This is a genomic window from Levilinea saccharolytica (assembly GCF_001306035.1).
In the GTDB taxonomy this organism is placed as follows: Bacteria; Chloroflexota; Anaerolineae; order Anaerolineales; family Anaerolineaceae; genus Levilinea; species Levilinea saccharolytica.
The window spans coordinates 64,081-89,628 of the sequence record NZ_LGCM01000055.1; the positions used below are offsets into that span (position 1 = coordinate 64,081).

The 25,548-nt window shown below is 60.5% G+C and carries 20 protein-coding genes and 1 tRNA gene; 9 read left to right on the forward strand and 12 right to left on the reverse strand.

From position 1 onward, the window contains the following. Positions 1-113: 113 nt before the first annotated feature. The 4 genes from ADN01_RS15070 to ADN01_RS15085 are packed head-to-tail and all read left to right on the forward strand — an operon-like array spanning position 114 to position 4,344. A complete protein-coding gene (locus ADN01_RS15070) occupies positions 114-1,085 on the forward strand; it encodes a glycosyltransferase family 2 protein (protein ID WP_062418839.1) in 972 nt (323 codons plus the stop codon). Continuing rightward, a complete protein-coding gene (locus tag ADN01_RS15075; RefSeq protein WP_160318444.1) occupies positions 1,075-2,178 on the forward strand; it encodes a Coenzyme F420 hydrogenase/dehydrogenase, beta subunit C-terminal domain in 1,104 nt (367 codons plus the stop codon). The genes ADN01_RS15070 and ADN01_RS15075 overlap by 11 nt, the downstream gene beginning before the upstream one ends. Beyond that, a complete protein-coding gene (locus ADN01_RS15080) occupies positions 2,178-3,458 on the forward strand; it encodes a polysaccharide pyruvyl transferase family protein (RefSeq protein WP_062418837.1) in 1,281 nt (426 codons plus the stop codon). Before ADN01_RS15075 ends, ADN01_RS15080 begins: the two co-directional genes overlap by 1 nt. After that, entirely contained in the window at positions 3,436-4,344 is a 909-nt protein-coding gene (locus ADN01_RS15085; protein ID WP_062418836.1) for a lysylphosphatidylglycerol synthase transmembrane domain-containing protein, read from the forward strand. The genes ADN01_RS15080 and ADN01_RS15085 overlap by 23 nt, the downstream gene beginning before the upstream one ends. A gap of 71 nt (positions 4,345-4,415) precedes the next feature. On the opposite strand, the gene ADN01_RS15090 is transcribed toward ADN01_RS15085, so the two are convergent. The 5 genes from ADN01_RS15090 to ADN01_RS15110 form a co-directional block, all read right to left on the reverse strand. Then, positions 4,416-6,236, reverse strand: coding sequence for a DUF2142 domain-containing protein (locus ADN01_RS15090; RefSeq protein ID WP_082142844.1), 1,821 nt, complete (start codon positions 6,234-6,236; stop codon positions 4,416-4,418). Positions 6,237-6,342: 106 nt separating this feature from the next. Further along, positions 6,343-7,725, reverse strand: a complete 1,383-nt coding sequence (locus ADN01_RS15095) for a GH1 family beta-glucosidase (RefSeq protein WP_062418834.1) — start codon at positions 7,723-7,725, stop codon at positions 6,343-6,345. Between the two features lie 96 nt (positions 7,726-7,821). After that, positions 7,822-8,841, reverse strand: a complete 1,020-nt coding sequence (mglC, locus tag ADN01_RS15100; protein ID WP_062418833.1) for a galactose/methyl galactoside ABC transporter permease MglC — start codon at positions 8,839-8,841, stop codon at positions 7,822-7,824. Positions 8,842-8,862: 21 nt separating this feature from the next. Then, a complete protein-coding gene (locus ADN01_RS15105) occupies positions 8,863-10,353 on the reverse strand; it encodes a sugar ABC transporter ATP-binding protein (RefSeq protein ID WP_236691027.1) in 1,491 nt (496 codons plus the stop codon). Positions 10,354-10,547: 194 nt separating this feature from the next. Continuing rightward, a complete protein-coding gene (locus ADN01_RS15110; RefSeq protein WP_082142843.1) occupies positions 10,548-11,606 on the reverse strand; it encodes a galactose ABC transporter substrate-binding protein in 1,059 nt (352 codons plus the stop codon). A gap of 421 nt (positions 11,607-12,027) precedes the next feature. Here ADN01_RS15110 and ADN01_RS15115 point away from each other — a divergent pair, with 421 nt between their 5' ends. The 3 genes from ADN01_RS15115 (at position 12,028) to ADN01_RS15125 (ending at position 15,208) form a co-directional block, all read left to right on the forward strand. Continuing rightward, positions 12,028-13,716, forward strand: coding sequence for a bifunctional metallophosphatase/5'-nucleotidase (locus ADN01_RS15115; RefSeq protein ID WP_075071246.1), 1,689 nt, complete (start codon positions 12,028-12,030; stop codon positions 13,714-13,716). Between the two features lie 132 nt (positions 13,717-13,848). Then, positions 13,849-14,667 carry a MerR family transcriptional regulator gene (locus ADN01_RS15120; protein WP_062418831.1) on the forward strand — a complete coding sequence of 273 codons (819 nt, stop codon included), beginning with the start codon at positions 13,849-13,851 and terminating at the stop codon, positions 14,665-14,667. Positions 14,668-14,719: 52 nt separating this feature from the next. Continuing rightward, complete coding sequence (locus ADN01_RS15125) at positions 14,720-15,208, forward strand: SAM-dependent methyltransferase (protein ID WP_062418830.1); 489 nt, start codon at positions 14,720-14,722, stop codon at positions 15,206-15,208. A 73-nt stretch (positions 15,209-15,281) separates the two neighbouring features. On the opposite strand, the gene ADN01_RS15130 is transcribed toward ADN01_RS15125, so the two are convergent. The 7 genes from ADN01_RS15130 to ADN01_RS15160 all read right to left on the reverse strand — a co-directional run bounded on the left by ADN01_RS15130 (position 15,282) and on the right by ADN01_RS15160 (position 22,204). Next, positions 15,282-15,356 (reverse strand) — tRNA-Pro (locus ADN01_RS15130). Between the two features lie 47 nt (positions 15,357-15,403). Beyond that, positions 15,404-16,756: an MFS transporter gene (locus ADN01_RS15135; RefSeq protein WP_062418829.1), complete on the reverse strand. Its 1,353-nt coding sequence runs from the start codon at positions 16,754-16,756 to the stop codon at positions 15,404-15,406. Between the two features lie 46 nt (positions 16,757-16,802). Then, positions 16,803-17,558 (reverse strand): class I SAM-dependent methyltransferase, encoded by a 756-nt coding sequence (locus ADN01_RS15140; RefSeq protein ID WP_062418828.1) that lies wholly within the window; start codon positions 17,556-17,558, stop codon positions 16,803-16,805. An 8-nt stretch (positions 17,559-17,566) separates the two neighbouring features. Further along, the gene (locus tag ADN01_RS15145; RefSeq protein ID WP_062418827.1) at positions 17,567-18,724 is read right to left on the reverse strand and encodes a radical SAM protein; all 1,158 of its coding nucleotides are present in this window, start codon (positions 18,722-18,724) and stop codon (positions 17,567-17,569) included. A gap of 13 nt (positions 18,725-18,737) precedes the next feature. Further along, positions 18,738-20,108: a radical SAM/SPASM domain-containing protein gene (locus ADN01_RS15150; protein WP_062418826.1), complete on the reverse strand. Its 1,371-nt coding sequence runs from the start codon at positions 20,106-20,108 to the stop codon at positions 18,738-18,740. Between the two features lie 12 nt (positions 20,109-20,120). After that, positions 20,121-21,812 carry a hypothetical protein gene (locus ADN01_RS19935; protein WP_062418825.1) on the reverse strand — a complete coding sequence of 564 codons (1,692 nt, stop codon included), beginning with the start codon at positions 21,810-21,812 and terminating at the stop codon, positions 20,121-20,123. A gap of 23 nt (positions 21,813-21,835) precedes the next feature. Further along, the gene (locus ADN01_RS15160; RefSeq protein WP_062418824.1) at positions 21,836-22,204 is read right to left on the reverse strand and encodes a hypothetical protein; all 369 of its coding nucleotides are present in this window, start codon (positions 22,202-22,204) and stop codon (positions 21,836-21,838) included. Between the two features lie 100 nt (positions 22,205-22,304). On the opposite strand from ADN01_RS15160, the gene ligA reads away from it, so the two are divergent. Next, on the forward strand, positions 22,305-24,368 hold the full coding sequence (gene ligA, locus ADN01_RS15165) for an NAD-dependent DNA ligase LigA (protein WP_062418823.1): 2,064 nt from the start codon (positions 22,305-22,307) through the stop codon (positions 24,366-24,368). Continuing rightward, on the forward strand, positions 24,361-25,548 hold the full coding sequence (locus ADN01_RS15170) for a class I SAM-dependent rRNA methyltransferase (protein ID WP_062418822.1): 1,188 nt from the start codon (positions 24,361-24,363) through the stop codon (positions 25,546-25,548). Before ligA ends, ADN01_RS15170 begins: the two co-directional genes overlap by 8 nt.

Sequence of the window (25,548 nt, forward strand, 5' to 3'; positions counted from 1 at the left end):
AGTTAATTCTACTGCCATCTGGCGAGGCGGGGGTGAAATTGTCGGCTCGGGTTGGGCAACGCGGGCGGCGGTTTCTATTGACAAAGATACCAGGGAAAAGTATCATCAATCCCATGAAATTGGCCGTGATCATTCCAGCATTAAATGAAGAAGAGAATATTGGCAAAGTCATCGCCGGCATCCCGCGCGAAATGGCAGGGGTGGATGAGACGATGATTTTTGTGATTGACGACGGCTCTCGCGACGGCACCGCGCAGGCCGCCCGCGCCGCTGGCGCGCAGGTAATCTCGCACCACAGCAACCGCGGGGTCGGGCAATCTTTTCAGACTGGCCTGCAGGCGGCTTTGGAATGCGGCGCGGATTTGATGGTCAACATTGACGGCGACGGGCAATTCTTGCCGGAGGAAATCCCGCTGCTGATCGGCCCGATTCTGGCGGGGGAGGCAGATTTTGTGCCTGCGGACCGCTTCAGCGACGGTCACGGCGGGCTGCGCAAGCCCGAGAACATGTCGGGGGTCAAGTATTGGGGCAATCAGGTGATGTCGGATCTGATTGGGCGGCTGAGCGGCCAGCGCTTTAATGATGTTTCCTGCGGCTTTCGGGCTTATTCGCGCGAAGCCATGCTGCAGCTCAACCTGACGGGGGTGTTCACGTACACGCAAGAATCGTTTTTAGATTTGTCTTTCAAGCGGATGCGCATTCAGCCCGCGGCGGTCACCATTCGCTACTTCCCGGAGCGCAAATCGCGCGTGGCGGGTAATTTATTCACCTATACGCTGCGCACCCTGAACATTATCCTGCGGGCCTACCGCGACTTCCAACCGCTGCGCTTTTTTATCTACCTGGGCTTGCCGCCCTTCACCATCGGCACGGCGGCGCTCCTGTTCATGCTCTGGCATTATTGGATGTACCGGGCCTTTTCGCCCTATAAGGCGGTGGGTTTTGTGGGCATTTACCTGGTGTCTTTGGGGCTGATCCTTTTTATTTTTGGCTTTCTGGCCGACATGTTCATGCGGCTGCGGCAGACTCAAGAGAAAATCCTTTACTACGAAAAACGACGGACGTATGGACGGGATGAAAACTAGCTGGGTAGACCGCCTGTTCAAGCGGCAATGGACTTCGGAACGGATCGCCAAATACATCGGTGCGTACCGCTCGTGCTGGCTGGCGTATGCGCTGGATGAAGATATCCGGCTGAACGCGGCCTCCGGCGGGACGATTACGGGCCTGCTGGCGCACCTGTTGGAGACGGGCGAAATTGATGGGGCGTTGGTGTGCACCTCGCAGGTGGTGGGGAATGAGGTGCAGGCGGGCTACCGCATCGCCACCACGCGCGAGGAGCTGCTGGCGGCGCAGGGCAGCAAATACATGGAAACCCATTTTTCGGGCGAAGCCGTGCCGTTGATCGAGGCTTTCCAGGGCAAACTGGCCTTGACCCTGCTGCCGTGCGACACCTGGACGGTGAACCGCATGCGCCAGAATCGCCCAGAAATTGACGCAAAAATTCGCCTGACGATTGCCCTGTTCTGCGGGCACATCTCTGATCCGGGCCTGACGCGCCTGGTGGTGCGCAAGGCCAAACCAGCGGGGGTCAGCCTGACCAGTTTCCGCAACCGCATTGGCCATTGGCGCGGCAAGCTGCGCTTTGGGTTTGAGGACGGCTCCACCAAAGAAAAGCCTTTCAGCGCCTTCAGTGATTATCAAAATCTGTATTTCTTTTGCGCGCGCAAATGCCTGCGCTGCCACGACCACACCGGCTATGACTGCGACCTTTCGGTTGGGGATGTGTGGCTGATGGCGATGAAGGACAATCCCATTAAACACAACGCGGTGATTGCGCGCAGCGCCCGTGCCGAGGCGGATTTGCAGTCAGCTTTGGCGGCGGGCAAACTGAACTTGCAGCCGGTTCCGGTGGAACTGGTGGCGGACGCGCAGGCGCGTTCGCTGCCGATGCATTACAACGTGACGGCGCGCGCCCAGGCGGGGAAGCTTTGGGGGGTGAAGGTGAGCGACCCGGTCAACGAGCGCGTGCGGCTGGTGGATTATCTGGTGGCGGCGGTGATTTTGTTCAATTACCGCTGGACCTCTACGCCCAAAGGCCGGGTGATGGTGGGGCGGCTGCCGCGGCTGCTGATCAAGCTCTATCTGTACGCGCTGAAAGCGCTGGAGGTGCTGTGATGCGCACAGCGGGCAAGGTGGCGATTATCGGCGGGTCCATTTGGGGCAACCGCGGGGCAGCGGCCATGCTGGAGACGACCATCGCGCAGGTGCGGGCGGTGCGCGGGGATGTGCGCATCGCCGTGTACACCCCGTACCCGCAGAAAGATGCGGCCCTGGCGCAGGATGACAGCCTGGAATTTTATGACAGCCGTCCGCAGGCCCTGGTGAAATATTTCGTGCAGGCGCTGTGGGTTTGGCTGCGGCGTAAACTGGGCGGCAGCCCGCAGCCGCAGGGCGCGCTGGGGGCGATGGACGGGGCAGATGCCCTGTTGGACGTGGGCGGGATCACCTTTGCGGATGGGCGCCTGATCTTCCTGCCGTACAACATTTTGACCCTGTGGCCGGCGATGCTGATGGGCACGCCGGTGGTCAAGCTCTCGCAGGCGGCGGGGTCGTTTCGCAACCCGCTCATCCGCTGGGCGGCGCGCATCTTTTTACCGCGCTGCGCGCAGACGTTTGCCCGCGGCGAGAAGACCTATGCTTATCTGCGTGAGTTGGGACTGAGCGAAACCCAGGTGCAGCCGGCCACCGACGCAGCGTTTCTGTATGCACCCTCCTACTGCCTTTCGCACGAAAACGAAACCGCCCTGCGCCAGGTGTGTGAAAAACTGGACCAGCTGAAGGCCGCGGGCGCGCCGTTGGTGGCGATCTCGCCGAGTGTGCTGGTGATGGAAAAATCGGGATCGAGCAAGATTGATTATCACCGCGTGCTGCTGGGGATGATGGAAGGCTGCGGGTCGCCGCAGGCGCATTTTGTGGTGTTCCCCAACGCTTCGCGGGAGCGCTCGAAGAAGTCGCGCAACAACGACATCATCGCCATCGAACGCCTGCGGGCCGAAGCAGAATTATCCCTGCCGCGCCCGCTGCTGAACCGCATCACCTGGATGATGTACGATGTGAATACGCGCGGGATTGACGAGATCGTGCGGCGTGCGGATGTGCTGGTGACCTCGCGCTTTCACGCTATGGTGTTTGGCCTGCGCCTGTGTGTGCCGACCCTGGTGATTGGCTGGGGGCATAAGTACCTGGAGGCCATGCAGCGTTTTCACCTGGAACAATATGTGTTTGATTACCGCGAGGCGAGAAAAGACCTGAGCCAGGTGTTAACCGAGATGCTGACGCACAGCCGGGAAATTCATGAGGACATGCTGACGCTCGTGGGGGATGTGCAGCGTTCCTCAGAGGTTCAATTTGCGTATTTGAGGGGGCTGCTGCTTGAACCGCCAAACCATTCTTAAATTCGCCAAATGGCTGTGGGTGGCGGCGGTGATTGTGGCGGGAGGGGTGTACCTTGTCACCCACTGGGCAAGCGTCTCAGGATACTTTGCCACCATCGCTGTGCAGAACCTGCTGCTCTCCGCCTTGTTTTTGGCGGCGGGTAAGCTGGTTTTGGTGTTCCTTTCGCAGGAGGCGGTGCAGGGGGAAGGATTGAATATCGGGTATGCCGAAATCTTCCGCATTGTGGCCATTTCCCAACTGGGCAAATACATCCCTGGGGGTGTGTGGCATTTTGTGGGGCGTTTTAACCTGTATCACGACCGCGAGCTTTCGGCCCGAAAATCCACCAAGGCGCTGATCGTCGAAAACGTCTGGCTGCTGAGCGGGGCGGTAATCAGCGGAGCGGCGGCGGGGCTGCTTTCACCCCAGGCGCCGGAACTGCTGGAGCGCATCGGCTGGCGCGTGGGCGGGTGGGGACTGGCGGCTTTGGGCGTGGGGCTGCTTTTGGCCTGGCTGGGGCTGCTGGTGGGGTTTGAGCGCTTTTTCCGCAAAAAGGATGAAGCCCAATTGGCCTGGGGGCGAGTGCTGCGGCTGATGGGTGTGCAGGCGGCGGTTTGGGTTCTGCTGGGGATCAGTTTTGCCTTTGTTTTCCCCCAGGTGAGCGCAGATACTCTGCTGCTCAACATCAGCGTGTACGCCTTGAGCTGGATTGTGGGCTACGTGGTGGTGTTTGCCCCCGGCGGGCTGGGCGTGCGCGAGGCGACGCTGACCTGGATGCTGGCGAGTGTGATCGCGCCGGAGGACGCGTTGATTTATTCCACCGTACACCGTTTTGTGTACGTGGTGGTGGAACTGATTCTGGGCGCTTTGGCTGGGGGGATGCAGCTGCTGAATAAAAAGGAGTGAAGCGCGAGGACTGCGGTTCACGCGACAGTAGAGAGGTTCGGGCTGAAAATGAGGCCGCAGAGCCTCTTTTTTTATTGAGTGGGGGAAGCCTGACAGCGGTAGCGGAAGAGCAGATCCGTGTTTTGCGGCTGCTGATCGAGGGTGAGTGTGCCGCGGTAGTCATCCGCAGGGGTAGCGGCCAATTGCAGCCCGGAGAAGGGGCCGGAATGGGTGAGGGTGAGGGCCAGCTCGTGGGTGTTCACCTGGGTCAGCGGGGGGAACTGAAGGATGAAGGAGCCGTTGGCGGGCACGGAACGGAAGGGGATTTCCTGGGAGACCAGGGTTTGCCCGGTGGTCAGGTCGCTGAGGACGGCGGTGAAGGCCCCGGCGGCGGCGTCACGCTGGGGGTTGAAGGCGCGCACGCTGATTTGATCCACGGAGGGACATTCCACGATGAAGGTTTGCTGCACGGCGGTGTTGGGCGGGAGCGGCAGGGTGATATCGGGAGAGGGGGCCCAGTTCTTATAGACGGGCAGCAGACACTCCTCACCCGTGTAGCGCGAGGGGCCGCACAGGGTGTAATACGAAAGGCCCATGCCCACCGTGTACAGGCTGAGGGCGGCGCCCAGAAAGGCCGCAGCCAGGGGCAGATGAGCGCGGCGCAGCGGCAAGACCCGCCCCCAGGCGGTGAGACCCAGGAGCAGCAGGGGAAACACGGCCACGTAATAACGCCCGTGGGTGGAAACCACCCCTGTGGTCATATTCTGTTTGAGAATGAGGCGCAGGGCAAAGGTGCCGAAGAAGGTCAGGGCGAAGAGGACCAGCAGGCCCACGCGCACGCGCGTGGGCGGGCGGGGATCGCTGTGAGAAGCGGCCAGCGCCCCCAGCAGCCCCAGGGGGTACAGCACGAAGACCAGGGAGGGAACCGGCCAGTAATCATAGCCGTAGGCGGCGATCCAGCCGGTGAGGACTTTGGGCAAGTTTTGGGCGCTGTACGCCAGGAGTGAAGCGATGAACCCCAGGGGATCTTTGAGCGAGTTGAGCAGCACAGTGAGGGGGCTGGTGCCTTCCAGCCCGCGGCGCACGGCGTCAGACTGCCAGGCGATGAGATTCCAGCCGCCCGCCACGAGGATCATCAGCACGGCGGCCGCTGCCCAAAAAAGGGCAAAGGCTTTGCGTGAGGGGAACTGGCGGGGGGAGAGGAGCAGCAGCAGGAGCAGAAGGGGGATGGAGTTGACCTTGACCGAAAACAAGAGCAGCAGCAGCCCAAAGGTGGTGAGGGTGATTTTGCGGTCGAAATGAGGCTGACAGATGAGCAGGTGCAGCGACCAGGCGATAAAGAGGAAACTGACGCCGTTGGTGATGGGGTCCGACGAGACGGTGGCGGCTTGAAGCAGGGTGATGGGGGCCAGGGCGAGGGCGGCCAGCAGCCATTTGCCGATGGGGATGATGCGCACAGCCAGGGCGGCAAGCAGGACGTAGAGGAGTAGATAGGTGAGGCGCAGCAAATAATAGAGGATGGGGATGGGCAGGCTGAGATACCAGCCGAAGATGCGCACCAGCACAGCCTGGACGATGTAGTTGAGGGGCGAGTAGGTGGCGCGGGTGCGGTAGGCCACCGTTTGCGGGTCGCGCACGGTGTATTGCAGGCTGTTCTGAAATTGCTGCCAGGTGAGGGGGGCGAGGAATTTTTGCTGGCGGTAGGAGACGGCGTAAAAAGACTGGGGCAGCCCGGCGCGGCCAAGATAGGAATTGGGCAGGGGGTGGTTAAGAGAAATTTCGTAGATGCGGGCAAAGTGGGTTTCTTCGTCGTTGCCTGCCCCCACCGGCAGGAGGAAAGTGAAGATCAACCCAAAAAAGAGGGCAAAGATGAGGAAAGCGGTGTGAGGTTGAATGCGGATGCGGTTCATCATACCTCGACGGGCTGCGGGATGCCGAGGGAATTATACCCGCTTTAGGGCGCCGAGGAGTGAAAAAAGCCCCCCTGCAGTGGTGAGGCCGCAGGGGGGCGGGAAGGCGTTATTCCGTCTCGACGGCGTTGGCCGCGATGACTTTTTGATACCAGTAAGCGCTGTCTTTCGGGAGGCGCTGCTGAGTTTTGAAATCTACCCAAACCAGGCCAAAGCGCTGCGCATAGCCGCGCGCCCATTCGAAATTGTCCATCCAGGACCAGACGAAGAAACCGCGCAGCGGCACACCCATCTGAATGGCGCGGTGGGCGGCGGTGAAGTGGGTGCGCAGGTAGCGGATGCGTTCGGGGTCGTGGATGCGCCCCTGGGCGTCGGGGCCGTCAGAGTAGGAGGCGCCGTTTTCGGTCACGTAGAGGGCTTTGGGCTGGTACTCGATGTAGAGGCGCGCCAGGGCGTTCAGCAGGCCGTCGGCGTACACTTCCCAGCCCATTTCGGTGACATTTTCGCGAGTTTTGGGGAGGGAGTGGATCTCGATGGGGTCGTTTTCGGTTTCGGGGACGCTGGGATTGCGCATGACCTGGCGGAAGTAGTAATTCAACCCCAAGAAGTCCACCGGCACAGAGATGGTTTCCATATCCCCTGACTGAATGAAGGGCAGGGGGGCGTCGGGGATGTAGCCGTCCGAGATGAAATCGTGCAGAACATCGGCGGGGTACTGGCGGCCATGCAGAGGCTCGAGGAACCAGCGCACCCACATGCCGTCTATACGGCGGCGGAAGTCGCGATCAGCGGCGCTGTTGGAGGCGGGCACCTGGTAATTCATGTTGATCGCCAGCCCAACCTGAGCGTTGGGCACGTTCTGGCGGATGACGGGCACAGCCAGACCGTGCGAGAGGAGCAGGTGGTGGCCGGTGGCCAGGGCGTTCATGTACTGGCCTTTAAAACCCGGAGCGTGTTCACCGAGGGCATAGCCTAGCAGGTTGACCACCGACATTTCGTTGTGGGTGATCCAATGCTGCACACGGTCGCCCAGGCGGCGGGTGACGATATCCGCATAGTCCACAAAAGCCGGGACGGTGTCGCGCACCGTCCAGCCGCCCTGATCCTGAAGTGCCTGGGGCAGGTCCCAATGAAAAAGTGTGATGAAGGGCTGAATGCCGGCTTCCAGGACGGCATCAATCAGCCGGTCGTAGAAATCCAGACCCTTGGGGTTCACGGTTCCGCGGCCGGTGGGCAGGATGCGGGGCCAGGCGATGGACAGGCGGTAGGCCTGCAGGCCGAAATCTTTCATCATTTGGATATCTTCAGGCCAGCGGTGGTAATGGTCGCAGGCCACGTCGCCGGTATCGCCGTTGTCGATCTTACCGGGGGTGTGGGTAAAGCGGTCCCAAACGGATTCGCCTTTGCCGTCTTCGTTCCAGGCGCCTTCAATTTGATAGGAGGCCGTGGCGGCGCCCCATAAGAAGTTTTTGGGGAAATAGTGGGTTGGCATGGTAAAGACCTTTCTGAGATGAGTTGGTTGTATTGTAACAAAAAGAAAGGCGAGCGCGGGATTTTGATGCGCTCGCCTTTCTGATGTTGTGAGCAGTTATTTCTTGACGTAGTATTTGGCGATATCAAAGGCGACGGCGAAGACGATGATGAGGCCTTTGACGATCTGCTGCCAGTAGGGGTTGACGCCGATGAAGGTCAGGCCGTAGTTGATGACGCCAAAAATGAGCACGCCCGCCAACATGCCGGGGACGGTGCCGATACCGCCGGAGGTGGACACACCCCCCACCACGCAGGCGGCGATGGCGTCCAATTCATACATGTTACCGTAGTTGTTGGTGGCGCCGCCGGTGCGTCCAGCTTCAAGAACCCCGGCCAGGCCGTACATGGCCCCCGCGAAGGAGTAGACGAAGATGAGCATGCGGGAAACGTTAATACCGGAGACCCGCGCTGCCTGGGGGTTGCCGCCGATGGCGTACAGGCTTTTGCCGATGGTGGTCTTGTTCAGCAGTACCCACACCAGCACAGCCACAATCAGGGCGATGATGACAATGTAGGGGATGGAATAAGGACCGGATGGGCCGATGTAGCCGGTTCCCAGCTTGGTGAAATCGGCGCGCAGGCCGCCGATGGGCTGGGAGTTATTCGGTTCCATGGCAAAGTAGATTGAGTTCATACCGTAGATGATCACCATGGTGCCCAGGGTGGCAATGAAGGGCGGCACGTTGAGCTTGGCAACGATGAGGCCATTGGCGAAGCCCAGGATGATGCCGGTAAGGATGCAGATGAGGATGGGGACGATCAGGGGAATTTCCGGCAAATTGGGGAAGAAGCGGCGGGAGTAATCCAGCGTTTGCAGCATGGAGGCTGAAATTACTGCGGCCAGACCCACCATGCGGCCGGCGGACAGGTCGGTTCCCTGGGTGATGAGAATGCCGCCCACACCCAGCGCGATGATAATGCGGGTGGAGGACATGATCATGATGTTGCGCAGGTTGTTCATGGACAAGAAGGCCGGGTTCTGGAAGGCGATGGCCAGAACGAGGATGATCAACACGATGAAGATGGCGTTGTCGTTTACGAATTTGCGCAGGGCAGCTTTATCGGGCAGTTTCATAGACTCTCTTCTCCACAAATATCACATATATTGCGTGGCAAGACGCATAATTTTTTCCTGGGTCGCTTCTTGCTGTGGAAGGACCCCGGAGACTTGACCCATGCTCATGACCAAAATGCGGTCAGACACGCCCAGAAGTTCGGGCATTTCGGAAGAAATCATGATGATGGCTTTGCCGCGTTTAGCCAGGTCCAACATCAGGGTATAGATTTCATATTTTGCGCCCACATCAATACCGCGGGTGGGTTCATCCAAAATGAGGATGTCCGGTTCGGTGAGCAGCCAGCGAGCGAGGAGGACTTTTTGCTGGTTGCCGCCGGAAAGGTTGGCGATGAGGGTCTTGATGGTGGGGGTTTTAACGCGCAGCTGCTGGCAGCTGTTTTCGACGTCGCTGCGCATGCGTTTTTCATCAATCAGGCCGGCGCGCCCGCGGTAGCGCCGCAGGTTGGCCACCACGGTGTTTTCTCGGACGGAGAGGACAGGGAAGATGCCGGATACGCGGCGTTCTTCGGTGAGCAGGGCGATACCTTGTTGTTTGGCGTCGATGGGAGAATTGATATGGACCGGCCGGTCTTTGATGAAGATTTTTCCGGAAGCCACAGCTCGCAGGCCGAAGATGGCTTCGACCAATTCGGTGCGCTGCGCGCCGACCAGGCCGCCAATGCCGAGGATTTCACCGCGCCGCAGCTCAAAGGAGACGTTTTTGAAGCTTTTGGGGTTGGTGGAAGTCAGCCCTTCGACGCGCATCATGACATCGGAAGGGGTATTGGTTTTTTCAGGGAAGCGGTTGGTCAGCTCGCGGCCGACCATGCGGCTGATGATGAGGTCGTTGGTCAGCTCGGCTGAGGCCCAGGTGCCCACACGTTTGCCGTCGCGCATGATGGTGACTTCGTCGGCGATCTGCAGGATCTCTTCGATTTTATGCGAGATGTAAATGATGGCCACGCCGCGGGCCTTGAGATCGTTAATGATCTTGAAAAGATGGACAACCTCACGCTCGGTTAACGATGAGGTGGGCTCGTCCATGATGATGATTTTGGCATTGTACGAGACCGCCTTGGCGATTTCCATGGACTGAATTTTTGACACCGACAATTCGCGCACGCGGGTTTCGGGGTGGATATCCATCTGGAGATCGTCGAGCAATGCTTTGGTGTCGGCAAACATCTTCTTGTGGTTAACGAGTTGGATGGGGCCGAGGTTAAGGGTGATGGGGTAACGGCCTAACCAGATGTTTTCCATGACGCTGCGGTGCGGGACGGGGTGAAGCTCCTGATGAATCATGGAAATGCCCTGGGAAAGGGCCTGGCGAGGATTTTCCACCTTGACCGGTTCGCCATTCAGGATGACCTCTCCAGAATCCTGGAAATAGAGGCCGAAGAGGACTTTCATGAGGGTGGACTTACCGGCGCCGTTTTCGCCCATGAGGGCGTGCACGGTTCCTGGGCGGACTTGCAGCGTGACATCATCCAGGGCCTTTACCCCTGGGAAAGACTTGGAGATGTTTCGCATTTCCAGAACGTATCTGTTTTCATCACCCATGCGATCACCTTTATGATTCAAGTTCTTGGGGAATTTTCAAAAGAGGAGGATAAAAATCAATTATAGCGAGAAAAATGAAAGGTGCAATGTGAAAAAGAGGAGCATTCCGTGAAACGGGGTGCGGCAGGGACTGCCGCACCCCGGTAGAACAGGCGGACGAAAGATTACTCGGCGTCAGCGATGTTCTCGAGCAGGATCATCTTGTAATCCACCCACACGTACTTGCCATCGGTGATTTCATAACCGGTGTTTTCTTTGGTGGGGGTCTCGCCCTTGGCCAGGACGTAGGTCAGCATGAGGGTGGCCTTACCCTGGTTCTTGGCGTCGTTGAGGACGGTGCCGAGCAGGGTGCCGTCTTTGAGGGCGGCCAGGGCGGGGGCGGTGGCATCCACACCCACAACGGGCATGAATTTCTTGTCCGCGCCGAAGTAACCAGCGGCCTTGAGGGCTTCGATGGCGCCGAGGGCCATGTCATCATTGTTGGCGAGGACGGCTTCGATCTTGCCTTCGTTGGCGGCGAGGAAGGCAGCCATTTTTTCCTGGCCCTTCACACGATCCCACATACCCGTATCTTCGGCCACTTTTTCGACCTTGATGCCGGCGTCGGTGATGGCTTTGATGGAGTACTCGGTGCGCATTTCAGCGTCCTGGTGACCGGGCTCGCCCTTGAGCATGACGTACTGCATCACGCCGTCGCCATTCAGATCAGCTTCGGGATGGGATTTCCAGTAATCCACCAGGATTTGGCCTTCCATCGTGCCGGACTGCTGGGCGATGGCGCCGACGTAGTAGACCTTGTCCCATTTGGCCATGTCTTCGGCGAGGGGTTCGCGGTTGAAGAAGACGATGGGGATGCCAGCGGCTTTGGCTTTGTCGAGGATGACGGAGGCCGCGGTGCGGTCTACGGGGTTGATGGCCAGGGCATTGACGCCCTTGCTCACGAACAGATCCACCTGATCATTCTGGGTGGCCTGGGCGTTCTGGCTGTCGACCATCTCGACTTTGATTTTGCCTTCAGCTTCCGCGGTGATGGTGTTGCGGACGGCGGTCATGAAGGTGTCATCGAATTTGTAGACGGCCACGCCGGCAACCAGGTCTTTGGCAGGCGCAGCAGGCTCAGCCGCGGCCGGGGCAGCGGGGGCGGCGGGTTGGCAGGCAACCAGCAGAATGCTGGCAACCATCACAAACGCCACGATCGTCATGAGGGATTTGAACGTCTTCATCTTCTCTCCTTGCAGGAATCTAAGTTGGACTTGCAGCGGAAGTACAAAACAATACATGCTAATACTAGAGTGAATAGGAGCGGAATTCAATTGGCGGACGGTCATTAAACGGACATGATGCGGACATGGCGTGCGCCGCGGGAGCGAAACTGCATACGGTAAGATGATTGACTTGCACCTTGCATTCATATAGAATTAATCCAAGGAGTGATTTTGCGGTTCCGCTGGTGAGGCCGTTTCATCACGTCCAGGGTTGATACTCTGGCTGGGAATCAGGCCAACATCAAACCCATGTTGGGTGTGCAATCCGCCCCATCTGTGATGGAAATGGTTAAGTTCGCGCGGTTCCTGTGGGCGCGAATCCCTGAAGATGGGTCGGGTTTAAAATTCATTCGTTTACACATTTCGGGAGGTAATTCCAATGATGGATCGTAAGAAGCAACTGCCGTTCTTGCTGTTGATGATGTTCGCGATTGTGTTCACCTCCATTGGAGCGGTGGATTTGGGCAGGACGCCGCCTCCGCCGCCGACGGTTAAAGTTCAGCTGCTGGCGTTCAACGACTTCCATGGGGCGTTGGAACCCCCATCCGGGTCGGCAGGACGCGTATTGACAGCATCGGGCAACGTGGACGCGGGCGGTGTGGAATACCTGGCAACGCATGTGAAAATGCACGCTGCCGAAAATCCCAACACCGTGCTGCTGGGCGGCGGCGACCTGATTGGGGCCAGCCCGCTGATCTCTGCTCTGTTCCATGAAGAGTCCACCATCGAGGCCATGAACTTGATGGGCATGGACTTCAGCAGCGTGGGTAACCATGAGTTTGATAAGGGCTATATGGAATTACTGCGTTTGCAGAACGGCGGCCAGCACCCGGATGGCGATGCGGACGGCGACCCGTATTTGGGCGCGGATTTCCAATACCTGTCGTCCAACATTTTCATTGACAGCACGGGCAAGCGTCTGTTCCCGGCCTACAAGGTCTTGAATTTCAACGGCGTGCGTGTGGGCCTGATCGCTTCCACCTATGAAGCTACCCCCACCATTGTGACCCCGGCAGGCGTGGCGGGGCTGCGCTTCGAACCGGAAATTGCTCAGATTAACGCCGCGGCGAAGATCTTGAAGCGTATGAAGGTCAAGACGATTGTGGTCCTGATCCACAACGGCGGCGCAGTGCCTTCGACGACCCTGTACAATGACTGCACGGGGCTGTCGGGCGATATTCTCCCAATTTTGGACGGGACCGATCCGGAAATTGATGTGTTCATCACCGGCCACACGCATGGGGCCTACAACTGCAATATCAACGGCCGCATTGTGACCGGGGCCATGTCAAACGGCCGCATTTTGACCGATATTGACCTGACGATTTCGCGCAAGACCGGAAATGTGGTCCAGGCCCAGGCTGCCAACCACATTGTGACCCGCACCGTGGCCAAAGATGCCGAAATGACGGCGCTGGTGACCAAGTACAAGAACCTGACCGCCCCGATCGCCAACCAGGTGGTGGGCTCGATCACGGCCAACATCACCCGCACAGCTGGCGCGAACGGCGAAAGCCCATTGGGGGATGTGATTGCGGACGCGCAATTGGCGGATACGACGGCAGAGGGTGCGGTCATCGCCTTTATGAATCCGGGCGGTATTCGTGCGGATTTGACGTATGCTGGAAGCGCGGCGGGCGAAGGTGACGGCAACGTGACCTACGGTGAGGCTTTCACCGTTCAGCCGTTCTACAACTACCTGACCACGATTGACCTGAAGGGTTCGGACATTAAGGCTGTTCTGGAACAGCAATTCGATAACCCCTCGGCGGGTCAGATGCGCGTCCTGCAGATCTCCAACGGCTTCACCTACACCTGGTCTGCTTCTGCAGCGAAGGGCAGCAAGGTGAGCGATATGGCGCTGAACGGCGTGCCGATTGATTTGGACGCGACCTACCGCGTGACCTGCAATAACTTCCTGGCGTCAGGCGGCGATAACTTCACCGCTTTCACCGCCGGGACAAACCTGGTGTACGGCCGTTTCGATATTGACGCCTTTGTGGACTACCTGGCCGATAACTCGCCTGTGGCTCCTCCGGCGGCGAACCGCATCACCGCCGTGCCCTAAACGGTCCAGTCGTTACAAAATGAACCTGGAGCTGCCCCTTTTGGGGCAGCTCTTTTTTGTAGGTGGGTAGAAATTCCCTCTTGACTCTATGGTTACTGGAGGGTGTATAGTAAACCTGACGGCGGAGGGATGATGAAACTCAAAATCGGTGAATTCGCGCGGTTGGGGCAGGTGAGTGTGCAAACCCTGCGCTACTATGATGACCTGGGGCTGATCAAGGCGCATGCGGTCGATCCGTTCAGCGGCTACCGTTATTACACGTTGGAACAATTGCCGCGGCTGCTGCAGATCCTGGCGATGAAGGACCTGGGGATCTCGCTGCAGCAGATTGGAACCTTGCTGGAGCAGGAGATGGATACCGCAGAGCTGCGGCGTGTGCTGCTTTTAAAGCAGGAAGAGCTGCGCAGTGAGGTGCAGGAATCGCTGGAGCGCCTGGAACGTGTTCAGGCCCGGCTGCGGCTGCTGGAGCATAGTGAGCGGACACCGCTGTATGAAGTGGTGATTAAATCTGTAGAAGCCGTGCGGATGGTCTCGGAGCGGGGCACGGTGGCTTCGTATTGGGAGGCGGACCCGCTGTGGATGCGGCTGCATGAGCGGTTTGAAGAAAGACCGCCCAGCCCTTGCGGACCGTATTTCACCCTATGCCACGCCAACGAGCCGGAAATTGATCTGGAAGTGTGCATGCCGGTGGCGGCAGACGCGGCATGGGAGGGGGTAGAAACGCGCGTGCTTCCAGCGGTGGAGACCATGGCCTGCACGGTGCACCGCGGGCCGTTCACCGGCCTGGTGACCGGCTTTACTGCTCTGATCACCTGGATGGACGCCAACGGTTACAGCATCGCCGGGCCGGACCGCGAGATCTACCTGCGGCTGCCGGAGCCAGGGCGGTATGACAGTGATGCGAATGCGGTGACCGAGCTGCAAATTCCGGTGGTGAGAAACCACTCTTAATTTCCGTAACGAACAGCGGCTGCTGTACGAAAAATCTCATAGGAGTGTACCCATGACAAACCCAACGATGGTGGTGTCGCCTGTGGGCGCGATTCGCGCTCAGGATGGGCAGTTTGCCGTGCAGGTGGATGCGGCGTTTCGCCCAGCCCTGAAGGGGCTGGAAGGCTTCAGCTATGTGCAGGTGCTGTGGTGGAGCCATTGGCTCGACCAGCCGGAGATGCGCCGCGTGTTGATGTGTGAGCAGCCGTATGTGAAAGGACCGGCGGAACTGGGCATTTTTGCCACGCGCTCGCCGCTGCGTCCCAACCCGATTTGCCTCAGCGCCGCGCCGGTGATGCGCGTGGATGTGGAGGAGGGCTTGATCGTATTGGGCTATATTGATGCGGAGGACGGCACACCGGTGTTGGACATTAAGCCGTATTCCCCCAGCTCTGACCGGGTGCGCGCGGTGAGCGTGCCGGCGTGGTGCGCGCATTGGCCCATGTGGTTTGAGGATTCAGGTGAATTTGATTGGGCCGGGGAATTTGTGAACGCGCGCTGAGGTATGAGTCAGAAAGGCGCCGGGTAAACAAAAACGTTTGTGAGCGGTTGATTGCTCACAAACGTTTTTTGTGTCGGGGCGAAAGGATTTGAACCTTCGACCTCTTGCACCCCATGCAAGCGCGCTAGCCGGGCTGCGCCACGCCCCGAAGGACAGGCGTTATTATAGTCCGCTTTGCGTGATTTGACAATGGTTTTAATTCAATTGACTTTCTCCATTGGCCGCCAAGAGCTCCTGGCGGCGTTCGGCCAGCAAGCGGCGGGTGCGGGCGGCGTCCCGCGGGTAGGTGAAATAGAAACCGGTGAAGATGACGGCGCACACCACCCAGGCGAAGGGGATGGTCCACAGCAGGGCGTTGGTGAGGCCGATGCGGTCCGCCAGGGAGCCGGCGATGAGACCTGCGAAGGCTGATAGACCGCCTTCGATGAGGTTGACCACCGAATAGGCGCTGGAGCGCAGTTCGGGGGGCACCACGGCCTGCATCATGGGCTCTTTTGCGCCGCGCCCAGGCCAGGAGATCATGAAAGCGGTGAAGAAAGCCAGGCCAAACATCTGCCAGAAGGTCATTTGCGGCCCGTTGGTGAGCAGGTAGTACATGAGGGGGACGCCGGAGACGACCGAGATCTGCCCGATGATGGTGCGGCCGTATTTTGGGCTGCGCTTTTCGGCTGCGTCGCCGATGAAGCCGCCCGCCATGTTGCCGACGGCGGCGCCGATGGCGATGATGGCAAAGACCAGCGGGGCCGATCCGCGGGGATCGTTGAGGGCGATGGCGTTGGAATAGCCCAATTCCTCCACCATCCACTTGATGAAGAAGAAACTCATCACCACCCAGGGCATAGTGCCGGCCGCGCCTTGCAGGATGGCCACCCAGATGGTGGGGATGCGCAGGACTTTAAACACATCGGGCCAGTTGATGATATAGCGCTCGGCTTTTTCGGCGGTGATGAGGTCTTTCAGCTCGGGTTCCGCCGAACCGCGGGGTAAATCTTCCACCAGCCAGGCCATGAGCACACCGGTGAGGATGGAGGCGATGCCCAGGCCGATGAAACCCCAGCGCCACAGCTCCGGTGAGGCCACAAAGCCCAGGGCCAAAACCCCCAGGACGGTGCCCATGAGGCCGACGAAGCCGATGAAACCCAGGGCGCGGCCGCGTTTTTCTTGGGCGTAGTGATCGCCCAGAAGGGAAAAGGTGGCGGGCATGAGAGCGCCCAGGCCCAGGCCGCTGATGGCGCGCACGATGAGCATGCTGCCAAAATCGGGAACCAGGCCCACCAGAACCGTCCAGATGCCCCATACGCCCGTGCCGAAGATGAGGACTTTCTTGCGGGAGAAGCGGTCGGCGGCATAGCCCCAGAAGGGAGCGCTGACAGTTTGGGTGATGTTGCGCAGGGTTTCCATGAGGCCGAACTGGGTGTTGTTAAAACCCCATAGGGCCTGGATGATGGGGAGCAGCACTCCCATGGCCTGGCTTTCGCCCTGATCCACCAGATAGCCAAAGCCCAGGGCGATCAGCGTGCGAATGGAACGATGTTTTTTGACGGGCATGAAAGCTCCTTGTGCGGTGAAAATGTGAAATGGGATGGAGGCATACTTAATACCGGGGAGGGGTCTGCCCCCAGGCGTAAAATGTGGGGACAAAAAGGATGCGTTCGCCTTTTTCCCAGGCAGCAGCATCCTGTTGACGCAGGTCGTGCAATTCCTGGGGGGAAATCAGGCCGCGCAGATCGCTTTGCAGGGTTTCCCATTCGGATTCCCAGGCTTCGGGCGAGGGGAGCACGCTCCACTGCCCGCCCAGCAGGCCGGTCTGCACGTGGATTAGCCCGGCCTGATGAAAGAGCGCGCCGCATTTGCGGCCCATGTGGGTGTCGGCCCCCTGAGCGGCCAGGGCCTGGGCCTGAAGCTGCCCCAGGCGGGTAAATTGAGTGGGGTAATCCATGCGCCCGCCGTAATCGGGCTCAGCCAGGGCGATGACCCAGCCGCCGGGGTGGGTGACGCGCACCATCTCGCGCAGGGCCTGGAGCGGGTTTTGCAGCCAGAGCAGCACAAAATGGCACAGGCTGTGGTCGAACCAACCCGTGGGGTAGGGCAGGTGGTGTGCATCGGCGCAGACGAAGCGGGCAGCCGCGGCGCTTTGGCGTGCATAGGCCAGGGAGGGCAGATCATGGTCGAGGGCGTGCAGGGCAGCCTGGGCGGGCAACTCTTTCAGCACGGCTCCGGTGCCGCAGCCCACTTCCAGAATGCGGCGGCTGGCGGACAGGCCTGTGGATTGGGCGATATAGCGGCGAAGCTCAGCCGTCCAGCGAGCCTGTTGGATGAAGCGCGCGTGCTGTTCCGCCAGCGTGGACATGGGTGGGGCTATTCCGCGCGGGCGGCGGCCCACACTTTTTCCCAGGGGTCGGTCAGCAGACTGCCCAAAACGCGGTTAACGCCCTGGGCGGGCAGCACATCCCCATCCGGTTCCACGTACAGCCAGGCCAAACCGGCGCCGTCCACCTTCTGGCCGCTCTCTTCCAACTCAATGGCCACGGGGTGAAAGGCGGAGTAGGGCACGGGCAGATCCCACACCAGGGGGATTTCCAGTTGGGCGGCCTGATTGCGGGCGGCCTGGAGGTCGTCTTTGTGTTCGGGGCCGCTGGCGCTGAGGGAAAGCGAATGGATGCCCATTTCCTTCAGCCGCGGCAGTAGATCCGTTTGACCCGCGGGGAGGGGATAGGTGAGGTGTACGGTGGTGTACAGATCTGAGGCGAGCACATCGCGCAGGGCTTCCCAGGACTGATCTTGGGCGGGGTCGAAGGTGATCATGAGGTGATCCAGGCCGCTTTGCAGCACCTGCTGAAGGTAATCCTTCTCCGCCAGGCGCAGGCCGTCGCTGAGCATGCCGGAGACGAAGCCCAACTGTTCGGCGTAGGCGATGAGATCAGGCAGATCGGGGCGCAGGGTAGGTTCGCCGCCGGTGAAGATCACATGGGGGATGCCGGCCGCCCAGGCTTTGTTCAGAATGGTCTTCCACTCATCCAGTAAAAGCTCGCGCTTGACGCGTTCCACCGGGGCAAGCCCGGCCTGAGACGCAGTGGTCTGATAGGTGAGGGCGCAATCCAGGCGGTAGGGGGCGGAAAGACCGGCGGAATACGGCTCGGTGCGCTCGAAATCGAGGAAGGTAACCGGGTCGAGGTCGGGCGTATCCACCAGGGTGTACAGGCGGTCTTCAAAATCCTGGTAGTCGCGCAGGGCGTCTTTTTGGGAGATGTGATAGCGGCGGGAGGTGCTGCGGGCGGCCTCTTCGGCGGGGACGCCGCGCACGAGGTGATAGGCGTATTCCGCGGCGGTCTGGTTGAGGTGCAGTATGGTGGAGGCGTTGACGATCAGCAGGGCAGAGCCGTTAGCCTCGATGCGCAGGTGCAGGCGCAGCGGGGGCTGACCTTCTTTCAGGGGGGCGGTGTAGGCGTAGCTGCCAGCGGGAAGGGGTTTGGCAGGGGGGAAAATACGGGCGAGTATTTGATCGATGAAGTTCATGTGGGGCCTCCAGCTAAAAAGCGGGCGGGATGGGTTGAATGCAAACGGGTGGGGCAGATTGGCCGGCTGCGCGCGCCAGGGGGCAGCCGCCGCCGCATTCTGCCAGGAAGGTGCAGGCCTGACATTCCGCGGGGAGGCCGCGCCGCTCGCGCAGGCTGACGGCCAGCTCATGATTCCAAATTTGATCCCAGGGGTCGTTCAGCAGGTTCCCCAGGGGGGTGTAATAGGATTGGCAGGGCAGCACGGCGCCGTCGGGTTCGACGCACATATTGGAGAGGGCCGCGGTGCAGCCTTTGACCCCCAGTTCCAATTGGAGCGGGTCGAAATGGCAGTATTGGGTGGGGGTGTACCAGATGAGGCGTTGGCCGCTGCGTTCGACATGAGCGCGGGCCATTTCCAAGAGGGGCGGGAGCTGGCTTTCGGCCAACCCGCGGCCCACATTCAGCCCGCGGCCGGAGTAGATCAGGGCGTTGAGGCCAAAGGTGGGCACGCCCAGGTCGGTTAAGAACGTGAGGGTATCCTGCAGGAAGGGGGCATTATCTTCCAGCAGGGTGGTGTTGGTCATGACAAACAAGCGCGATTGCAGCGCGGCACGGATGCCCTCCACGGTTTCTTGCCAGGCGCCGGAACGGGCCACCATGCGGTCGTGAACGGCGGGATCATGCGATTCGAGGGTGATTTGCACGTGATCCAGGCCGGCTTCCACCAGGGCAGCCACGTAGGCGGGATCCTTCAGGCGGCGGCCGTTGGTGTTCAGCCCGGCAATTTGCCCGTTGGCCTGGGCATGTGCCACCAGCTCCACCAGATCGGGGCGCAGGGTGGGCTCGCCGCCGGTAAACACCACGTGGGGGATGCGCGCCTGCCAGGTGAGGTCGAGCACTTTTTTCCACTCAGCGGTGGAAAGCTCTGGACCCTGACGCGGGCGGGCGTTGTAACAATGGTGGCAGTCGTTGGAACAGCGGTAGGTGAGCGCCAGATCCATGCGCAGGGGAGCGGTGGGCCGGCTGGAGAAGGGCATGGTGTAGCTGAGACTGTCTTCCAAGGCGCAGATGGGGCAGGCATCATCCGGACGGATGAGGATTTCCATCTTTTCGGTGAAGGACGCGAATTCCTGACGGGCGCGGCTGGCCGAGAGCTTGAAACGCTCCGAAAGGGCGCGCGCTGCATCGGGGACGGGGACACCCTCCAAGAAGAGATAGGCCATATACACCGCTGTGGAATCTAATTCGTAGCGGCGGCTGGCGTTGGTCAGCAGCAGGCCGCTGCCGTCGGCTTCCACCCGCAGATGCACGCGCGACTGCTCCCCCGGCGCCTGAAAGGTGTAGGGATAGACCCCCACCTTGGGGGGCGGAAAGGGGGCAGAAACAGTCGGCTGCGCGGCCATGATCGCCCGGAACTAGCGGCCGCCCCCGGCACAGGCACAGGCGCAGCCCGCACAGGCACAAGCGCAGGCGCAGCCCCCACCGCCGCGCGAAGAGGAGCGCGAGGAATAGGAGGACTTGGGCACGGGATTGGTTTTGTTGGTCACCGCACTGGTGAAATTGCCCAGGTCGCCGATGACGTTGGAGGAAAAGTTCTGGATGCCGTTGACCATCGAGGCGGCAAAATCCGCACCGGGGAGCTGCGGCAGGTTGATGGTGGTGGAGCCGGAGCCGGAGGGCATGCCCGCCGAAACCGGCGAGGCGTTGTGCCCGGCCGTGCCGACGACCGGCGACGAACCCGTGAAGGTGGGATCCCAGCGGTGCCACCAGGTGGGAATGAAGACCGGGCCGGTGCGGAAGACATCCTGGGTACGGTTTTCAAAGCGGCGGTCGAGCATGGTCCAGCCCATGTATTCATCGAATTTCTGCATCTTGACATCGGGTGTGTCGGCGGCCTCCACCTGCTGCCAGGCGCGGGTCATGATGTCCTGGTAGTACTGTTTGGTCTCTTTGGCGCTGAAGCCCTTCATACTCTGGGTCACTGATTTGACCAGACCGATCATGACCTCCTGCATGCCCTTGCGGCGGGCGTCTTTTTTGGTTTCCTTAAAGGCCGCCAGGAACTCCAGTTCGTAGGGCCGCAGACCTTCGGGCTGGGGCTCGACGATGGAAAGCTCCAGGGGATCCTTGGTTTTCACCGCTGCTGCGCCCTTTTTGATCACCGAGAAGAGGATCATGGTGAGCACACGGTCGGGCGGCGTTTGCAGCAAAACGGCCGCTTCCACCGAGGTCAGGCCGCGCTTGACGCCGTGGCCTTCAATGGCAATCTTGGGCGGCAGATATTCCATGCGGCGCTTGCGGCTTCCCACGATGGAAAGATAGGAGGTGACGCCGATGAAGGCGGTCAGGCAGAAGCCGAAGCCCAGGCAGCCCAGGGTGTCGTTATCCACAGTGACCGCGGGAGCGCGGACGATGGTGTTATCTGGGATCAGGCGGGCGGGGAAAGCCCCACCGAAGACATACTTGGCCGAAGAACTGGCATTGGCGGCGCGCCATTCGTAAAAGACATCGCCGTCGGTGGTCAGGCCGCTTTCTGGCTCTTTGTTGCCGGGCCAGTTGCTGGGCGGGTAATAGCGCGGCTCCTCCGGCTTCAGGCCCGGGGGCATGATGATGCGCATGGTCATATCGGTTTGACCGGAGACGTATTCACTGCCAAAATAGTTAGGCTGGAACTGAAACGAGGCGTAAGGTTCGGACTCGTTTTCAGTGGAAGGGTAAATCATGCGCTCAATTTTGCCGATGTAAACGTGCACGCGCCCGGCCCGGCCCGGCTGGATGGCGTTGGCGCCCAGGCCCAGGGCGATGCCCGGCTTGACATAGGGAGAGGCGGCGATATCGGTGATGGCGACGCCGTCAATATCCGCCTGGATGGAATTGTTGGCGTAATTGCTGTTGGGCAGGCCGATATCCACATAATCAATGGGGTCAGCGGATGCATCGTTGAGGAAGTCAATGTAATACTCAACGCTGGCGGTCCCATCGGCGTTGATGAAGAGCACCGTCTCGCTTTTGGGAACCTGGAAGCGGTAGGTCTGCGCCTCAGCATTGGTGACATTCAGACCTAGGAAAAGACACAGGAAGAGGAGGATGGAAAAGCGTTTGATCATGGATTGGTCTCCAGGGGAGAGAACTACCACTTCGGTTCTTCAGTCAGTTGGTAGGCGGTGTGGCAGTAGGGACAGGTGACCATGGGCGCGCCGTTGACCAGGCTGATGTTATCGGAGGTGATGACCCCACCGCAGGATTTGCATTTGACCGTATCGAGGCTGACGCCGCCAGGGAGGTCAATTTTCACCTGGACGTTTTGAGCCTGGGCTTGCGCCTGGGCAGCCCGGCGGCCGACGATGAAGATGAGGCCCAGGCCGATGAGAACGCTGATGATGCCCACGATGATCCAGCCTGTGGAGCCGTTTGGACTGAACGCGCCCCAGATGAAAAGCACGCCGAAGAAGATAAACACCGCGGCGGCAATGTAAGCGATGGTTTTTAAGGCGTTCATTTGAATCCTCCAAACATGAATTGTGAATAGTGTAACATGGGTTTGAGGTAGGGGCAACAGAGTGAGGGCCGCTTTTGGGGTTTCTTGCTATAATACCCACATGACCCCAGAACTCCCCCTTTTCTCCGAATTTGAAGCCTATGAGCAGCTGAAACAAGCGCTGCATTATCACAGCTACCGCTACCATGTGCTGGACGCGCCGGTGATCAGCGACTATGAATACGACCGTATGCTGGCGCGGCTGCGCGAGATGGAGGCAGCTCACCCCGATTGGGTGACGCCGGATTCCCCCAGCCAGCGCACGGGCAGCCCGGCCTCCGAACGTTTTGCCAAGGTGCGCCACCCCGGCCCCATCCTGAGCCTGGCCAACGGCTTTAACGCCGAGGACGTGCGCGCGTGGTTTGAGCGCCTGGTGCGGCTGGATGAACGCGCGGCGGGGTCGGAATTTGTGCTGGAGCCGAAAATTGACGGGCTGACGGTGGTGCTGCGTTATGAGAACGGGGTGCTGGTGCAGGGGGCCACGCGCGGCGATGGTGAGGTCGGCGAGGATATCACCGCCAATCTGCGCACGCTGCGTTCTATCCCGCTGCGCATTCCGGTGGCGCCGGATGGGCCGGCTGCCCCGCCGCTTTTGGTGGTGCGCGGCGAGGTGTTCATTCACACCGCGGATTTCGAGGCCCTGAACCAGCGTTTGCTGGAGGCGGGGGAGCGCACCTATCTCAACCCGCGCAATACGGCGGCGGGTTCGCTGCGCCAGCTTGACCCGCAGATCACCGCGGGGCGGCCCTTGGTGCTGTTGACTTACCAGATCGTGGCGATGGAGGGCGAGACCCCCGCCACGCAGTGGGAAACCCTGGCGTTTTTGCGCTCGATGGGCTTTCCGGTGACGGATATCGTGGAATTGTGCCCGAATGTGGAGGCGATGTTGGGGGCGCTGGACCGTTGGGTGGCCCAACGGGACGCGCTGCCGTATGAGACGGATGGGGTCGTCATTAAAATCAATGATTTGCGGCTGGCGGCGGATTTGGGGGTGGTGGGCAAGGACCCGCGCGGAGCGCTGGCGTTGAAATATCCGGCGCGGGAGGTGACCACCCGCCTGAACCAGATCGGTGTCAACGTGGGCCGGACGGGGGTGCTGACGCCCTACGCCATGCTGGAACCGGTGGAGGTGGGCGGGGTGATTGTTAAGCAGGCCACTCTGCACAATTTTGACTATATCGCCGAAAAGGACATCCGCGTGGGCGATCGGGTGCTGTTAAAGCGCTCCGGGGATGTGATTCCCTACGTGATTGGGCCGGTGGTGGAAGTGCGCACGGGTGATGAGACGGTGTTTCAGCCGCCCGCGGTGTGCCCGGCTTGCGGGCAGGCGGTGGAACATCTGGAAGGAGAGGTGGCCTGGTACTGCGTGAACAGCGCCTGCCCGGCGCAGCTGGTGCGCAATCTGGAACACTTTGTGTCGCGCGGGGCGATGGATATTGTGGGGCTGGGGATCAAAATCGTGGAACAGCTGGCGGAAAGCGGCCTGGTGAAGGACGCCGCGGATCTGTACCGGCTGCAAAAAGCGGATTTGCTGCAACTGGAGGGTTTTGCAGAAAAGAAGGCCGAAAATCTGCTGCAAGCTATCGAACGTTCGCGGGAACAGCCCCTGAACCGCCTAATCTACGCGCTGGGTATTCGCAGCGTGGGCGAGGTTTTGGCGGGGGACTTGAGCCGCGTGTATTCGGACCTGGACGCTTTGAAGGCAGCGGGTGAGGCCGAGCTGATGCAAATTGAGGGGGTGGGGCCGAACATCGCCCGCGAGATTGTGGATTGGTTCGCACGGCCCGCCAACCGGACCATCCTGGACAAGCTGCGCACAGTGGGCGTGTGGCCGGTGAGCGCACCCCAAACCGCGGCGGCCGGGGAGGACACCCTGGCGGGACTGGTGTTTGTGATCACAGGAACGCTGCCCAATTATTCCCGCGAGGGCGTGAAGGAGCTGATCCAGAGCCTGGGCGGTAAAGTGACCGACAGCGTGAGCAAGAAGACCAGCTATGTGGTGGCGGGCGAAGCCGCCGGATCGAAACTGGAAAAAGCCCAATCCCTGGGTGTGCCGGTGTTGGACGAGGCGGGGTTGACGGCCTTGATCGAATCGCGAAAGGCAGGCGGGAGCAGCCATGCGTAAAACCTTGATTTTGAAACCGGGACGGGATAAATCGGTGCGCGCGGGCCACCCGTGGATTTTTTCGGGCGCCGTGCTGCGCGAGGAAGGGGAACCGGGGCTGGGGGAGACGGTTTTGGTGCGGGCCAGCGAGGGCGAGGCCTTGGGTTGGGCGGCCTACAGCCCGCATTCCAGCATCCGCGCACGCATGTGGACGCGCTCTGCGGACGCGACCATTGGAGGGGATTTCTTCCGCGAGCGGATGGAACAGGCCCTGCGCCTGCGGCGGGCAGCTATCCCTGCGCAGGATACGGGCATGCGCCTGCTGCACGCCGAATCGGACGGGCTGCCGGGGGTGGTGGCTGACCGCTATGGGGATGTGGTGGTGATGCAGTTCTTGACGGCGGGCGCGGAAGCCTGGCGTGAGACCCTGGTGGACCTGGTGGTGGAATTGACCGGTGTGCGCACCGTCTATGAGCGCTCGGATGTGGACGTGCGCAAGTTGGAAGGGCTGCCGGAGCGGGTGGGCGAACTGCGCGGCGAAGCGCCGGAGCGGGTGGAGATCACCGAGAGCGGGCTGCGCTTTTGGGTGGATGTGCGCAAAGGGCAGAAGACTGGCTTTTACCTGGATCAACGCCTGAACCGCCAGCGCGTGGGGGAGTGGATGCGCGGGCGGCGGGTGCTGAACTGCTTTTGTTATACGGGGGCCTTCAGCGTGTACGCGCTGGCGCGGGGGGCAGAGGCCGTGCTTTCGGTGGACAGCTCAGCCGAGGCTTTGGCGCAGGCCCAGGAGCAGATTTCATTAAACAACCTGGACGCTGATCGCGCCGAATGGGTGGCGGGGGATGTGTTCCAGATGCTGCGCAAGCTGCGCGACCGCGGCGAATCGTTTGACGCGGTGATTTTGGACCCGCCCAAATTTGCCCCCACGGCGGCCCAGGCAGAGAAGGCAGCGCGCGGGTATAAGGACATCAATCTGCTGGGCTTCAAGCTACTGCGCCCCGGCGGGGTTCTGGCCACCTTTTCCTGCTCGGGGGGGATTAGCGCAGATTTGTTCCAGAAGATCATCGCGGGGGCGGCGGCCGACGCAGGTGTGCGCGCCAGCATGGTGGGGACGATGACGCAAGGCCCCGATCACCCCGTGGGGTTAGAGTTTCCGGAGGGGGCGTATCTCAAGGGCTTGCTGTGCGTGCGCACCGAATGA